This is a genomic window from Nocardiopsis sp. FR4 (genome assembly GCF_009830945.1).
Classification (GTDB): domain Bacteria; phylum Actinomycetota; class Actinomycetes; order Streptosporangiales; family Streptosporangiaceae; genus Nocardiopsis.
Window position 1 is genome coordinate 391,818 of the sequence record NZ_ML776454.1, and the last position, 14,135, is coordinate 405,952.

A 14,135-nucleotide genomic window follows, 5' to 3' on the forward strand; every position below is an offset into this window, starting at 1 on the left:
GGACGCCAGGGGCCTAGGATTTGGCCCGGAACGGGGTGTCGGCGCCGCTGGCACCGCGGTCCCGCCTCCGGCCCCGCGCGGTCGTCGGTACGGCACGGTAGGACAAGAACCGCCCCTCATCAGCGGAGCCAAGGAAAAGCATGAGCGAGACCCCGACGAACCCACCGTCCCCGGAGGACCCCCAGCAGGACCAGCAGCCGGACAACGGGCGGGAGGCACCGCAGGAGCGAGGACAGGGGCCGCACCACGGCGGGCAGCCCGGCGAGCCCTCGGGCCCCCAGCCCGGATACGGGCGGCAGCCGTCCGGGGCGCAGTCGCCCCACGCCCCGCAGCCCGGCTACGGACAGCAGGAGCAGCACCCCACCGGCGGCCAGCCCGGCTACGGGCAGGCCTCCGGAGCCCAGCCGGGGTACGCCCAGCCCCCCGGCGCCCACCAGGGCCAACCGCAGGGGCACGGCCAGCCGGGGGGGTACGGCCAGCCGCAGCAGCCCCCGCAGGACCACGGCCAGCAGCAGGGCCAGGCCCAGCAGTACGGTTACGCGCAGCCGCGGTACGGGCAACCGGGACAGCCGCAGCAGCCCGGTTTCGCGCCTCCGGAGGGTTCCCCCGAGCAGCCCCAGCAGCCGGGGTACGGACAGCCGGGGGCCTACGGGCGGCAGCCGTCCGGGGCGCAGTCGCCCCACGCCCCGCAGCCCGGCTACGGGCAGGCCTCCGGAGCCCAGCCGGGGTACGCCCAGCCCCCCGGCGCCCACCAGGGCTACGCCGCGCAGTACGGTCAGCAGGAGCCCTACGGCCAGCCGCAGCCGTACGGTTACGCACAGTCCCAGCAGCCGCGGTACGGGCAACCGGGACAGCCGCAGCAGCCGTACGGGCAGCAGCCCCCGGCCGCCCCGGGCCAGGCGGGGGCCTACGCCCAGCCCCAGCAGCAGGGCGACGGCGGCGTGCTGGTGGCCATGCTCGCCCACCTGTCCGGCTTCGTGATCGCCTGCCTGGGATGGGTCCCCCCGCTGGCCATCTACTTCGCCAAGCGCAACCAGTCGCCGTTCGTGCGCCACCACGCGGCGGAGGCGGCGAACTTCCAGATCACCCTGCTGATTCCGTACCTCTTCTCATGGGTGGTCTTCATCGGCCTGGGTATCTTCTTTCCGGGAGTGTCCTGGATCGGCTCCCTCCTGATCGCGCTGACGTGGATCGTCGCCATCGTGTTCGGCGTCATGGGGGCCAGCGGCGCGAACAGGGGGACGTGGTACCGCTACCCCGTGAGCATCCGCCTGCTGAAGTGATCCGCTCCCGCACCCAGACCGAGCGCTTCCGCACCTAAGGAACCACGATGTCCCACCCCACCAACCCGCCCGAGGAGCCCTACGGCCATGGTCGGCAGCCCGGACAAGAGGGCTCCGGCGGCTACCCCTCCCAGCCCGGCCACCAGCAGGGCGGCCATCCCGGCCAGCCCGGGGAGGGCCATCCCGGAGGACCCGGGCAGTACGGCGGCCACCCGGGGCAGCCTGGGGGCGGTTACCCGGGCCAGGGATACCCGCCGGGCCAGCCCGGTTACCAGGAGCAGACCGGCGGTTACCAGAGCGGGCCCCACCAGCAGGGCCCCTACGGTCAGCCCCAGGGCGGTTACGGCTACCCGCCGGCAGGGTACGGCCCCTCCTCGGCCACGACCGGCCAGCCCAACGCGAGCGAACGCCAGATGGGCCTGTTCGCCCACCTGGGCGGCGGCCTGGTGAGCCTCGTCTTCGGAGGGCTCGGCTGGGTCGCCCCCCTGGTCATCTACCTGCTCAAGAAGGACGAGTCGCCGTTCGTCCGGGACCAGGCGGCGCAGGCCCTGAACTTCCAGCTGCTGATCACCATCGGCATAGTCGTGTCGTGGGTCCTGACCTTCCTGCTCATCGGCTTGGTGACATGGCTCATCGTCGCGATCGTCGCCGTCGTCTTCGGCATCCTGGGCGGCACGGCGGCCAACCGGGGCGAGTGGTACCGCTACCCGTTCAACGTCAGCTGGATCAAGTAGTACCCGCGCACCGCGAGGGGCCCGGACACGGAAGCCGGGCCCCTCGCCGCGTTCCGAGGCGCGACCGGTGCGGCGCGGCGAGGCGGCGGGGGATCAGGTGAGGTCGCGCACCACGGCGTCGGCGAGCAGCCGCCCGCGCCGGGTGAGGACGGCGCGGCCCGCCGCGTGGGCTTCGGCGTCCAGCAGCCCCTCGGCCACGGCGCGCACGGCCGCGGCGCGACCGTGCGGCTCCAGCAGGTCCAGCGGGCACCCCCGCTCCACCCGCAACTCCAGCAGCACGCGCTCGAAGCGGCGCTCCTCCTCGGTGAGCACCTCACGGGCCTGGCCGGGGCTGTCCCCGGCGGCCAGGCGCGCGGCGTAGGCGGCCGGGTGCTTGACGTTCCACCAGCGGGTGCCGCCCACGTGGCTGTGCGCGCCGGGTCCCACACCCCACCAGTGGCCGCCGGTCCAGTAGAGCATGTTGTGCCTGCTGCGCCCCTGGTCGGTGCGCGCCCAGTTGGACACCTCGTAGGCGGTGTACCCGGCCGCGGAGAGGATGTCGTCGGCCATGAGGTAGCGGTCGGCCATGGTGTCGTCGTCGGGCTCGGTGAGCTCGCCGCGGCGGACCCGGGCCGCCAGGCGGGTGCCCTCCTCCACGATGAGCGAGTAGGCCGAGACGTGGTCGGGGCCGGCGCCGACCGCGGCCTCCAGCGAGGCCCGCCAGTCGTCGTCGCCCTCGCCGGGGGTGCCGTAGATCAGGTCGAGGTTGACGTGCTCGAACCCGGCTCCGCGCGCCCACTCCACGCACTGCTCGGGGCGACCGGGGGTGTGGCCGCGTTCCAGGACCCGGAGCACGTGCGGGCGGGCGCTCTGCATGCCGAAGGAGACGCGGGTGAACCCCGCCGCGCGCAGCCGCTCCAGGTAGTCGGGGGTGACCGTCTCGGGGTTGGCCTCGGTGGTCAGCTCGGCGTCCGGGGTCAGCCCGAAGCGGTCCCGGATCGCGGCGACGACGCGGCCCAAATCCTCGGCGGGCAGCAGGGTGGGCGTGCCTCCGCCGACGAAGACGGTGCTCACCGGCGGGCGCGCGCCGGCCAGGACCCGGTCGGCCAGCTCCACCTCGGCGACGGCCTGGTCGGCGTAGGTGTCGCGGGAGGCGGTGGCGGTGCCGTCGCGCGAGACGAGCTCCTCGGCCGTGTAGGTGTTGAAGTCGCAGTAGCCGCAGCGGGTGACGCAGAAGGGCACGTGGACGTAGAACCCGAGGGGGCGGTCGCCGAGTTCGGCCAGGGAGGGCGCGGGCAGTTCCCCGGTGCTCGGTACGGGATCGCCGTCGAGGGCAACGGAAGGCATGGTTCCAGTGTCGCCGACCCGGCGGCGTGCCCCGGACGTGCCCGAACGCGGGAGCGGTGCCCGCCTCCGTCCGGCGCGGGGCGGGGAGGGGCCCCGGGCGCGTCCCCGGAGGGCGGGGAGCGGGCGCCGGGAGCGCGCGGGGCGCCCCGGCACCCGGGCCGGGCTCAGACGCGGGGGCTGCTCGCGCGGCTCTCGGCGGGGGCGGCCTCGACGGTCTGCGGGGTGAGGGGGTCGGAGTCCCTGGCGGGGGCGATGGCCGTGGAGCCGCGCACGACCAGTTCGGGGTCGAAGACGTACTCGTTGTGGGAGACGGGGTGCCCGGCGATCTCGTCGCACAGCGCGCGCACGGCGGCCAGCGCCATGGCGTTGACCGGCTGGCGGACGGTGGTCAGCGGCGGGTCGGTGAAGGCGATGAGCTGGGAGTCGTCGAAGCCGACCACCGAGAAGTCCCGGGGGACGCGCAGGCCGCGCTGGCGGGCGGCACGGATGGCGCCCAGGGCCATCATGTCCGAGCCGCAGACCATGGCGGTCACGCCGCGGTCGATCAGCCGCATGGCGGCGGCGTGGCCGCCCTCCACGCCGAACAGGGACAGCTCCACGAGGTCGCCGCCGTCCAGGCCGTGCTGGGCCAGGGTCTGATGGTAGCCCTCCAGCTTGCGGCGGACCGGGACGTAGCGCTCTGGGCCGCTGGTGAAGCCGATGCGGGTGTGGCCGAGGGCGACGAGGTGGTTGACGGCCAGGCGGCCCGCCTCGCGGTCGTCGCAGGAGATGAACGCGGCGGGGATGGCGTCGGCGAACCCGTTGACGAGCACGATGGGGAGCCGGCGCGAGACCAGCGCGTGGTAGCGCTCGTGGGAGGCGGTGGTGTCGGCGTGGCGTCCGGAGACGAAGAGGATGCCCGAGACGTTGCGCTCCAGGAGCAGCTCCACGTACTCGTCCTCGGTTATCCCGCCGGGGGTCTGCGTGCACAGCACGGGCGTGTACCCGCGCTGGGCGAGGGCTCCCTCCGCGGCCTGGGCGAACATCGGGAAGACCGGGTTCTCCAGCTCGGGGATGACCATGCCGACCAGTCCCGCCGAGCGCTGCCGCAGCCGGGCGGGGCGTTCGTAGCCGAGTACGTCCAGGGCGGTCAGGACGGCCTTGCGGGTGTCGCTGCCGACGCCCGGCTTGTCGTTGAGCACCCGCGAGACGGTGGCCTCGCTGACGCCTGCGTGCCGCGCGATGTCGGCAAGTCGTGGACCCATGGGCGCAACTCTAGTCGAGATCACCGTCACATGGCCGAAAGTTGGCGGTAATCTTGCGCAAGAAATTGCAGTAGCCCACAGGGAAGGACCCCCGCTCATGGAGCCTCAGCCGCACTGGTGGCGTGAAGCAGCCATCTACCAGATCTACGTGCGCAGCTTCGCCGACTCCAACGGGGACGGGGAGGGCGACCTCGCCGGCATCCGCGAACGCCTGCCCCACCTGGCCGAGCTCGGTGTGGACGCGATCTGGCTGACCCCGTTCTACGTCTCCCCCCTCGCCGACGGCGGCTACGACGTCGCCGACTACCGCGACGTGGACCCGCGCTTCGGCACCCTGGAGGACTTCGACGCCCTCCTGGCCAGCGCCCACGACCTGGGTATCCGGGTGATCATCGACGTGGTGCCCAACCACTCCTCCTCCGCCCACGGGTGGTTCCGCGAGGCCGTGGCCGCCGAACCGGGCGACCCCGCCCGCTCGCGGTACGTCTTCCGGGACGGGCTCGGACCCGACGGGGAGGAGCCGCCGAACAACTGGAAGTCGATCTTCGGCGGACCGGCCTGGACCCGCCTCAAGCGGCCCGACGGCACTCCCGAGCAGTGGTACCTGCACCTGTTCGACGCCGAGCAGCCCGACTTCGACTGGACCCACCGGGACGTGCACGACGAGTTCGACGACGTGCTGCGCTTCTGGCTGGACCGGGGCGTGGACGGCTTCCGCATCGACGTCGCGCACGGCCTGGTCAAGGACCCGGAACTGCCCGACATCGCCGAGGACGCCAGGGCCGACCTGCTCGACGGCAGCACCACGCTGCCCTACTTCGACCAGGACGGCGTGCACGAGATCTACCGGCGCTGGTCGCGGATCGCCGCCGAGTACCCCGGGGACCGCGCCCTGGTCGCGGAGGCGTGGGTGGAGGACGCCGACCGGGTGGCCCGCTACCTGCGTCCGGACGAGCTGCACCAGGCGTTCAACTTCGAGTACCTGACCGCCCCCTGGGACGCCGGGCGGCTGCGCCAGGTGATCGACCGCTCCCTGGCCGCCAACAGCGCGGTGGGCGCGACCACCACCTGGGTACTGTCCAACCACGACGTGACCCGGCACGTGACCCGCTTCGGCGGCGGCGAGCAGGGGCTGCGCCGGGCGCGCGCGGCGACGCTGCTGATGCTGGGCCTGCCCGGTTCGGTGTACCTGTACCAGGGCGAGGAGCTGGGGCTGCCCGAGGTCACCGACCTGCCCGAGGAGGCGTTGCAGGACCCGACCTGGGAGCGCTCCGGGCGCACCGAGCGGGGCCGGGACGGCTGCCGGGTTCCGCTGCCCTGGGAGGACGGGGACTCCCCGTACGGTTTCGGCCCCGAGGGCAGCGTGCCGTGGCTGCCGATGCCCGAGGGGTGGGGCGCCCTGGCGCGTGACGCCCAGCGCGGCGTGGCGGGTTCGACCCTGGAGATGTACACCAGGGCGCTGGGCCTGCGCCGGGAGCTGGACGCGCTCGGCGATGGCTCCATGACCTGGCTGGAGGCGCCCGAGGGCGTGCTGTACTTCGAGCGCGAGCCGGACGTGCGGGTGGCGGTCAACCTCACCGGCGCGCCGGTGGAGCTCTCCGCCACGGGTGAGGTGCTCGTGGCCAGCGGCCCGGTCGAGGCCCCGGCCGAGGGCACCCTGGCCCTGCCCGCCGAGACGGCGGTGTGGCTGCGCGGCTGAGGCCGCCGGTGCCACCACGGCCTTCGGTGCGGCCGAGGCCGTGGGGCCGCCCCGGGTCCCCGGACGCCCTGGGCACCGGGAACCCGGAGGCGGTCCGGGCGGCGTCGGGACGCGTACCCGGCGGACTGGGCCCGGAGGACGCCGGCGCGTTCACGCCGGGCTCGCTGGAGGCCGTCACCTACGAGGGACGCGTGTACGGGGTGCCCTACGCCACCGAGAACCTGGCGCTGCTGCGCAACACCGACCTGGCCCCGGAGGCCCCCGAGACCTTCGACGAGCTGGTCGATGCGGGGACGGAGCTGGTGCGGGCGGGCCGGGCCGAGCGCGCGCTGAGCCTGCAGGTGGGACCGGAGGGCGACGCCTACCACATCCACCCCCTGTTCACCTCGGCCGGCGGCTACCTGTTCGGAGCGGACGCGTCGGGGGACCCCGACCCCGCCGACCTGGGCGTGGCGGCGCCGGAGTCGGTGGCGGCCTTCGAGCGGCTGCGGGGGCTGGGCGAGGCGGGCTCGGGGGTGCTGGGCCGGGAGACGGACGCGGCCGGGGCCACCGCGCTCTTCACCGGGGGCGCCGCGCCCTTCTTCGTCACCGGGCCCTGGAACATGGCGTCGGTCAAGCAGGCGGGGGTGCCGTACGCGATCAGTCCGGTGCCGCCCTTCGCCGACGGCGGCCCGGCCCGTCCGCTGTTGGGCGTGCGGACCTTCTTCGTCTCCTCCGGCGCCTCGGCCCCCGGGCTGGCCGAGGAGCTCGCGGCCGGATTCGTGGCCCAACCGGAGTTCTCGGTGACCCTCTACGACGCGGATCCGCGCGTTCCGGCGCTGGTGGCGGGCCTGGAACAGGTGGCGGAGCAGGATCCGGACCTGGCGGCCTTCCAGCGCGCCGGGCGGGACGGCGTGCCCATGCCCGCCATCCCCGAGATGAACGCGGTGTGGGGCCCGTTCGGTCAGGCCAGCGCGGACATCATCGGCGACGCGGACCCGGCGGCGGCGCTGGCGGAGGCGGAGGCGCAGATCAGGGCCGGTATCGAGTAGCCGACCACGACGCGTTCCACGGTGTCGCCCAACCGGCGTCCGCCCCGGGTGATCAGCCATCGGTCACACCGCGGCTACACAGAGCAGGAAGTCACCCTTCTGTTTCCGCCGCGTTTCCACATCTTTATGCAAGCGACCTGAAAAGTCTTTCAAAGATTGCAAGTTATTGCTAGCGTCACATCACCACGCATGCCCCAGCCGGCCCCGGGGCCACCGACGACACGCATGCGCGACCTCCTCATCACGGCCTCCCGGAAGGAAGACACCATGAGATTCCGCAGCGCACCAGCGGTCACGGGCATCGCCGCGATCGCACTGATGGCGACCGCCTGCGGCGGTGGCGGCGCCGACGAGGGCGGCGGGACCGCCGCCGAGGGCACCCTCGTCATCTGGTCCGACCCCGAGCGGGCCGACGCGATCCAGGCCGCGGCCGAGGAGTTCACCGAGGCCAACGGCATCGAGGTCGAGGTGCAGGGCTTGGCCTTCGACGACATCCAGGGCGACCTGCTCAACGCCCACCAGGCGGGCAACGCCCCGGACGTCTTCATCGGCGCCCACGACTGGACCGGCAACCTGGTGCGCAACGGCGCCGTGCAGCCCGTCGAGCTGCCCCAGGACCGCGCCGCGGGTGTGGACGAGACCGCCCTGGAGGCGCTCTCCTTCGACGGCCAGCTCTTCGGGGTGCCGTACTCGCAGGAGAACATCTTCCTCATGCGCAACAGCGAGCTGGTTCCGGAGGCCCCCGAGACCTTCGAGGAACTGGTCGAGGTCGGCACACGACTCAAGGAGGACGGCGAGACCAGCGAGGTGCTGGCCATGGCCGTGGGCCAGGAGGGTGAGCCCTTCCGCATGAACGCCCTGTTCACCTCCGCGGGCGGCTACCTGTTCGGCCAGGACGACACCGGCACCTGGGACCCCTCCGACCTGGGCGTGGGCTCCGACGAGTCCATCGCCGCCATGGAGAAGATCGCCGAGTACGGCGAGCAGGGCGAGGGCGTCCTGCGCCGCTCCATCGACACCGAGAACGACGCCGTGCTCTTCTACGAGCAGGACGCCCCGTTCTTCGTCGCGGGCCCGTGGAACATCGGTGACGCCAACGAGTCGGGCGTGGAGTACGCGATCAGCCCCATCCCCGGCTTCGAGGACGGCGGTCCGGCCAGGCCCTACATCGGCTACCAGGCCTTCTTCGTCACCGAGGGCAGCGCCAACAGCGCCCTGGCCCAGGAGTTCGTGACCAACTACGTCACCGACCCCGGGTTCGTCCTCAGCCTCTACGAGGCCGACCCGCGCACCCCGGTCCAGTCCGAGGCCCTGGAGAGCGTCTCGGCCGACGACCCCAACATCGCCGCCATCGCCGAGGCCGGCGCCGACGGCATGCCGATGCCCTCCATCCCCGAGATGGGCGAGACCTGGGAGCCGCTGGGCCAGGCCCAGGCCCAGGCCCTGGCGGGCGAGGACGTCCGTGAGGCCATGGAGGCGGCCCACAACACGATCGCCGAACAGATCGGCGAGTAGTGGTGGCCTCCAACACCGACAGCGAGGGCGCCCCCTCCCCGGGGGCGCCCGCCCGTCCGCCCCTGCCCGCGGGCCGCTTCGCGGGTACCGGGTCGCTGGGCGGACAGCTGCTCAAGACCGCACTGCTGGGACTGTTCACCGCCCTGGGGGTGTGGGCGGTCCTGCCCCTGTACGTGGCGGACAACTGGTGGGGCATCGGCCTCGTCGTCGCCGTGGTCGGCCTGGTCTACTGGGTCTACCTGTCCGGGCGCACCGTCCCGGCCAAGTACCTGCTGCCGGGCGTGCTCTTCCTGACCGCCTTCCAGATCCTGCCGGTGCTCTACACGATGAGCACCTCGGTGACCAACCTCAGCGACGGGCACCGGGGAGACAAGGAACAGGCCATCGCGGCCATCGAGGCCTTCTCGGTCACCCGCGACCCCGACTCCCCGGAGTACACGCTCACCGTCGCCACCATGGGCGACCCCGAGACCGGCGAACTGGCCTTCCTGCTCACCGACGCCGGGGACGAGGCCTACGTGGGCACCGCCGAGGGGCTGGACACGCTGTCCGGAGCAGAGGTCGACCCGGCCTCGGGCAAGGTCACCGACGCCTTCGGGTACACGGTCCTCACGCCCGCCGAGGTCAACGCGCGCAGCGCCGACCTCCAGGAGTTCGCGGTGCCCACCGACAGCGGCGCGGGCATCCGCTCCAGCGGCCTGTCCAGCGCCTTCGAGGGCAGCGCGACCCGCGTCTACGACGAGGACTGCGACTGTGTCACCGACACCGAGTCGGGCGCGGTCTACCACGCCGACGACGAGCGCGGCGCCTTCTACAACGAGGAGGGCGAGCGGCTGGCCCAGGGCTGGCAGGTCGGCGTGGGCCTGGACAACTTCGCCCGCTTCCTGCTGAACCCGACCTTCGCCTCCTCCTTCTTCGGCATCCTGCTGTGGAACGTCGCCTTCGCGGCGAGCGTGACCTTCCTGGTGTTCGTGGTGGGCCTGGCCGTGGCGCTGACCCTGCACGTGCCCCGCCTGCGCGGCAGGGCGCTCTACCGGATCCTGGTGGTGCTGCCCTACGCCATGAGCTCCCTGGCCATGTACCTGCTGTGGCGGGACATGTTCAACACCGACTTCGGCCTGTTCAACCGGATGCTCGGCCTGCAGGTGGACTGGCTGGGGGACGCCTGGAGCGCGCGTGCCGCGGTGATCCTGGCCAACGTGTGGCTGGGCTACCCGTACATGTTCCTGGTGGCCACCGGAGCGCTCCAGGCCATCCCGCGCGAGCTGGGCCAGGCCGCGCAGATCGACGGCGCGGGCCCCTGGCAGGCCTTCCGCAACGTCACCCTGCCGCTGCTGATGGTGGCGATGACGCCGATCCTCATCGCGACGTTCGCGTTCAACTTCAACAACTTCAACGCGGTGTGGCTGATCAGCAAGGGCGGCCCCTTCTCGCCGGACAACCCGACGGCCGGGGCCACCGACCTGCTCATCACCTACACCTACCGGCTCGCCTTCAACGAGGCCACCGCCCAGTACGGGTACGCCGCCGCGCTGTCGGTGATGATCTTCGTGATCGTCTCGGTGATCTCCGTGGTCAGCCTGAGCCGGAGCAAGGCCCTCCAGGAGGTGGACCGATGACGGTGGACACCCCCGCGGCACGCGCGCCCCACCGGCGCGGCGCGGCCACGCGGTTCGCCCTGTGGGCGAAGCGGCTCGGCTGGCGCCACGCCGTGATGTGGCTGGTCGCGGCCTTCGCGCTCTTCCCGGTGCTGTTCGTGGTCTCCGCGGCGCTCAACCCGCTGGGCACCCTGTCCAGCGCCCAGCTGTGGCCGACCGGGGCCAGCCTGGCCAACGCGGCGGACCTGTTCCGGAACACCCCGTTCGCCACCTGGTACGGCAACTCGCTGTTCTTCGCGGTGAGCAACGCGGCGATCACGGTGCTGCTGTCGGCGCTGGCGGCCTACGCCTTCAGCCGGATGCGGTTCAAGGGCCGCCGGGTGGGGCTGATCGGGTTGCTGGTGATCCAGATGTTCCCGCAGTTCCTGGCGATCGTGGCGATCTACCTGATGTTCACCAACATCGGCGAGTACTACCCCGCGATCGGCTTCGACACCCGCTGGGGCCTGCTGCTGGTCTACCTGGGCGGCGCGCTGAGCATCAACACGTGGCTGATGAAGGGCTTCTTCGACACGGTGCCCAAGGAACTGGACGAGTCGGCGCAGATGGACGGGGCCTCGCACGCACAGGTCTTCTTCCGCATCATGCTGCCGCTGGTCACCCCGGTGCTGGCGATCGTGGGCCTGCTGGTATTCATCTCCACCATCAACGAGTTCCTGATGGCGAGCGTGTTCCTGCGCGACACCGAAACCAAGACCCTGGGGCTGGGGCTGTACCAGCTGGTGGCCTCGCAGCGCAACGCCAACTTCGGCATGTTCGCGGTGGGGGCCATCATGCTGTCCCTGCCCACGCTGGCGGTGTTCTGGTTCCTGCAGCGCTACATCACCGAGGGCCTGACCTCCGGAGCGGTCAAGGGCTGAGGCCGCGGCCCGGCCGCCGGACACCGGGAAGGGACGCCCCGGCCTGAACTGCTCCCCGGAAGTTGGACTGGGAAATCCAGTTCCCTCTGCCGGGGAGCAGACCCATCTATCCCACGAGTTCGCTGTCCCAGCAGCAACGTCAGGTCGCCCTGGCCCCGGCCGCCTCGCGCTCGGAACCGCTCACCGCTTCGCGGCGGGGACCGCGAGGATTCTCAGCAGGCTCACACGGAGCGCCCGCCGCGGCGGCCTCGGACATGCGTCCGGCGTCCTGCTTCTCCCCGGCGAGGTGGGCCAGCCCGACGGCGGCGGCGACCAGCCAGTCGGGGTCCAGCTCCCCGTTTCGCCGACCGCGTTCGGCCACCCGCCTGAGCCGTTCGGCGATGGCGGCGTGCCGGGCGCGGTCGGTGTCCGGACCGACCGGCGACGCGCTGAGCAACCGCGCCAGGGCGGGGTGCCGCAGCCGCCCCGACCGCGGCCTCCAGCGGACCAGGGCGTCGGCGGCCGGTCCCGCGTCGGGTTGGGCGGCGTCCATCGCGGCGACGGTGGCCTCGCATCCGGTCGGCGACGGCTCCCAGCAGGCGCTCACGCGAGGCGAAGTGCGCGTAGACGGTCTGACGGGTCACACCCGCGGCGTTGGCGATCACCCCGAGCCCGGCCTCGGGGTCGGCGGCCAGGGTCCCGAGCGCGGCGCGCTACACCCTGCACGTCACCCAGCGCGGCAGGGACCTCGCGATCGAGGTGCACCTCTTCGGCCGGTTCGCCCCCGACGGGCGCATGCGCTCGTCGCACATGCTCACCCGGACCGTTCCCGCCTGAGTCCGCTCCCGCCGGCCGGGACTACTTCTTCTTCTTGTCCTCAGCGCCGCTGGTGTCGGTGGACAGGGCGGAGATGAAGGCCTCCTGGGGCACCTCGACCCGGCCGACCATCTTCATCCGCTTCTTGCCCTCCTTCTGCCGCTCCAGCAGCTTGCGCTTACGGCTGATGTCACCGCCGTAGCACTTGGCGAGCACGTCCTTGCGGATGGCGCGGATGTTCTCACGGGCGATCACCCGGGCGCCGATGGCCGCCTGGACGGGCACCTCGAACTGCTGCCGGGGGATGAGCTCGCGCAGCTTCTTGGTCATCTCCACGCCGTAGGTGTAGGCCTTGTCCTTGTGCACGATGGCGGAGAAGGCGTCGACGGCCTCGCCCTGGAGCAGGATGTCGACCTTGACCAGGTCGGCCTGCTGCTCGCCGGTGGGCTCGTAGTCCAGGGAGGCGTAGCCCTTGGTACGCGACTTCAGGGCGTCGAAGAAGTCGAAGACGATCTCGGCCATGGGCAGCGTGTAGCGCATCTCCACGCGGTCCTCGGACAGGTAGTCCATGCCCTTCAGCTCACCGCGGCGCTCCTGGCACAGCTCCATGATCTGACCGATGTAGTCGGCGGGGCTGAGCAGCGTGGCCCGGACCATCGGCTCGTAGATCGCGGCGATCTTGCCGGAGGGGAACTCGCTGGGGTTGGTGACCGTGTGCTCCTCGCCGTCCTCCATCTCCACGCGGTAGATGACGTTCGGCGCGGTGGAGATGAGGTCGAGGTTGAACTCGCGCTCCAGGCGGGCCCGGGTGATCTCCAGGTGGAGCAGGCCGAGGAAGCCGCAGCGGAACCCGAAGCCCAGGGCGGCGGAGGTCTCCGGCTCGAACACCAGGGCGGCGTCGTTGAGCTGGAGCTTCTCCAGGGCGTCGCGCAGCACCGGGTAGTCGGTGCCCTCGATCGGGTACAGGCCCGAGAACACCATGGGCTTGGGCTCCTGGTAGCCCGAGAGCATCTCGGTGGCGGGCTTGTTCAGGGAGGTGATGGTGTCACCGACCTTGGACTGGCGCACGTCCTTGACACCGGTGATGATGTAGCCGACCTCGCCCACGCCCAGGCCGTCGCACTTGGTGGGCTCGGGGGAGCTCACGCCGATCTCCAGGATCTCGTGGGAGGCCCGGGTGGACATCATCTGGATGCGCTCGCGGGGGCTGAGCTTGCCGTCCACGACCCGGACGTAGGTGACCACGCCGCGGTAGGTGTCGTAGACCGAGTCGAAGATCATCGCGCGGGCGGGCGCGTCGGCGTCCCCCACGGGCGCCGGGATCTGGTTGACGATCTCGTTGAGCAACTCCTCGACGCCCTCGCCGGTCTTGGCGCTGACCTTGAGCACGTCGGAGGGCTCGCAGCCGATGATCCCGGCGAGCTCCTCGGCGTACTTCTCCGGCTGCGCGGCCGGCAGGTCGATCTTGTTGAGCACCGGGACGATGGTGAGGTCGTTCTCCAGGGCCATGTACAGGTTGGCCAGGGTCTGCGCCTCGATGCCCTGCGCGGCGTCCACCAGCAGGATCGCGCCCTCACAGGCGGCCAGGGAGCGCGAGACCTCGTAGGTGAAGTCGACGTGGCCGGGGGTGTCGATGAGGTCGAGCGTGTAGGTCCGGTCGTCGAGCGCGGTGAAGGGGATCCGCACCGCCTGCGACTTGATGGTGATGCCGCGCTCGCGCTCGATGTCCATGCGGTCCAGGTACTGGGCGCGCATCTGGCGGTCCTCGACGACCCCGGTGATCTGGAGCATCCGGTCGGCCAGCGTCGACTTGCCATGGTCGATGTGCGCGATGATGCAGAAGTTGCGGATCAGCGCGGGATCGGTCCAGTTCGGCTGTGCCACCGTGCTCCGTTCACAGGTTGGGTCCGGGTGCGCGCCTCGCTGGGGCGCCGCCCCGCCGCGGTCGTGTCCCCACGGCATCGTCCATCATCCCACGGCGACGGGTCCC

The 14,135-nt window shown here is 71.9% G+C and carries 13 protein-coding genes and 1 pseudogene; 8 read left to right on the plus strand and 6 right to left on the minus strand.

All coding sequences use genetic code 11. From position 1 onward, the window contains the following. Positions 1-119: 119 nt before the first annotated feature. The gene (locus FYW95_RS01680; RefSeq protein WP_160049895.1) at positions 120-965 is read right to left on the minus strand and encodes a hypothetical protein; all 846 of its coding nucleotides are present in this window, start codon (positions 963-965) and stop codon (positions 120-122) included. Here FYW95_RS01680 and FYW95_RS01685 point away from each other — a divergent pair. Next, entirely contained in the window at positions 954-1,283 is a 330-nt protein-coding gene (locus tag FYW95_RS01685; RefSeq protein ID WP_159940066.1) for a DUF4870 domain-containing protein, read from the plus strand. The genes FYW95_RS01680 and FYW95_RS01685 overlap by 12 nt on opposite strands. Positions 1,284-1,330: 47 nt before the next feature. Further along, positions 1,331-2,017, plus strand: a complete 687-nt coding sequence (locus tag FYW95_RS01690; protein WP_159939888.1) for a DUF4870 domain-containing protein — start codon at positions 1,331-1,333, stop codon at positions 2,015-2,017. Between the two features lie 93 nt (positions 2,018-2,110). On the opposite strand, the gene hemW is transcribed toward FYW95_RS01690, so the two are convergent. Then, positions 2,111-3,343, minus strand: a complete 1,233-nt coding sequence (gene hemW, locus FYW95_RS01695; RefSeq protein ID WP_159939886.1) for a radical SAM family heme chaperone HemW — start codon at positions 3,341-3,343, stop codon at positions 2,111-2,113. Positions 3,344-3,507: 164 nt separating this feature from the next. Further along, positions 3,508-4,587, minus strand: coding sequence for a LacI family DNA-binding transcriptional regulator (locus FYW95_RS01700; RefSeq protein WP_159939884.1), 1,080 nt, complete (start codon positions 4,585-4,587; stop codon positions 3,508-3,510). Between the two features lie 97 nt (positions 4,588-4,684). Here FYW95_RS01700 and FYW95_RS01705 point away from each other — a divergent pair, with 97 nt between their 5' ends. From FYW95_RS01705 to FYW95_RS01725, 5 genes are all read left to right on the plus strand, one after another. After that, positions 4,685-6,286 carry a glycoside hydrolase family 13 protein gene (locus FYW95_RS01705; protein WP_159939882.1) on the plus strand — a complete coding sequence of 534 codons (1,602 nt, stop codon included), beginning with the start codon at positions 4,685-4,687 and terminating at the stop codon, positions 6,284-6,286. Between the two features lie 26 nt (positions 6,287-6,312). Beyond that, on the plus strand, positions 6,313-7,317 hold the full coding sequence (locus FYW95_RS01710) for a sugar ABC transporter substrate-binding protein (RefSeq protein WP_236567577.1): 1,005 nt from the start codon (positions 6,313-6,315) through the stop codon (positions 7,315-7,317). A gap of 267 nt (positions 7,318-7,584) precedes the next feature. Beyond that, positions 7,585-8,832: a sugar ABC transporter substrate-binding protein gene (locus FYW95_RS01715; RefSeq protein ID WP_159939878.1), complete on the plus strand. Its 1,248-nt coding sequence runs from the start codon at positions 7,585-7,587 to the stop codon at positions 8,830-8,832. Continuing rightward, positions 8,832-10,451 carry an ABC transporter permease subunit gene (locus FYW95_RS01720; RefSeq protein WP_159939877.1) on the plus strand — a complete coding sequence of 540 codons (1,620 nt, stop codon included), beginning with the start codon at positions 8,832-8,834 and terminating at the stop codon, positions 10,449-10,451. Before FYW95_RS01715 ends, FYW95_RS01720 begins: the two co-directional genes overlap by 1 nt. Continuing rightward, complete coding sequence (locus FYW95_RS01725) at positions 10,448-11,350, plus strand: sugar ABC transporter permease (RefSeq protein WP_159939875.1); 903 nt, start codon at positions 10,448-10,450, stop codon at positions 11,348-11,350. The genes FYW95_RS01720 and FYW95_RS01725 overlap by 4 nt, the downstream gene beginning before the upstream one ends. Positions 11,351-11,489: 139 nt before the next feature. Here FYW95_RS01725 and FYW95_RS01730 read toward each other — a convergent pair whose 3' ends face one another. Then, entirely contained in the window at positions 11,490-11,936 is a 447-nt protein-coding gene (locus tag FYW95_RS01730) for a hypothetical protein (protein ID WP_236567576.1), read from the minus strand. 13 nt (positions 11,937-11,949) lie between these two features. After that, positions 11,950-11,994: pseudogene (locus tag FYW95_RS28790) on the minus strand (hypothetical protein); the annotation flags it as partial. Between FYW95_RS28790 and FYW95_RS01735 the strand changes: the two are divergent. Beyond that, positions 11,984-12,166 carry a hypothetical protein gene (locus tag FYW95_RS01735; protein WP_201294600.1) on the plus strand — a complete coding sequence of 61 codons (183 nt, stop codon included), beginning with the start codon at positions 11,984-11,986 and terminating at the stop codon, positions 12,164-12,166. The pseudogene FYW95_RS28790 and the gene FYW95_RS01735 sit on opposite strands and share 11 nt — an antisense overlap. Before the next feature lie 21 nt (positions 12,167-12,187). On the opposite strand, the gene lepA is transcribed toward FYW95_RS01735, so the two are convergent. Next, complete coding sequence (gene lepA / locus FYW95_RS01740) at positions 12,188-14,029, minus strand: translation elongation factor 4 (RefSeq protein ID WP_159939873.1); 1,842 nt, start codon at positions 14,027-14,029, stop codon at positions 12,188-12,190. Positions 14,030-14,135 lie beyond the last annotated feature (106 nt).

Coding starts and splice junctions, on each gene's coding strand:
- FYW95_RS01685 (WP_159940066.1), top strand. CDS start 954: ATGCTCGCCCACCTGTCCGGCTTCGTGATCGCCTGCCTGGGATGGGTC.
- FYW95_RS01690 (WP_159939888.1), top strand. CDS start 1,331: ATGTCCCACCCCACCAACCCGCCCGAGGAGCCCTACGGCCATGGTCGG.
- hemW (WP_159939886.1), bottom strand. CDS start 3,343: ATGCCTTCCGTTGCCCTCGACGGCGATCCCGTACCGAGCACCGGGGAA.
- FYW95_RS01700 (WP_159939884.1), bottom strand. CDS start 4,587: ATGGGTCCACGACTTGCCGACATCGCGCGGCACGCAGGCGTCAGCGAG.
- FYW95_RS01705 (WP_159939882.1), top strand. CDS start 4,685: ATGGAGCCTCAGCCGCACTGGTGGCGTGAAGCAGCCATCTACCAGATC.
- FYW95_RS01715 (WP_159939878.1), top strand. CDS start 7,585: ATGAGATTCCGCAGCGCACCAGCGGTCACGGGCATCGCCGCGATCGCA.
- FYW95_RS01725 (WP_159939875.1), top strand. CDS start 10,448: ATGACGGTGGACACCCCCGCGGCACGCGCGCCCCACCGGCGCGGCGCG.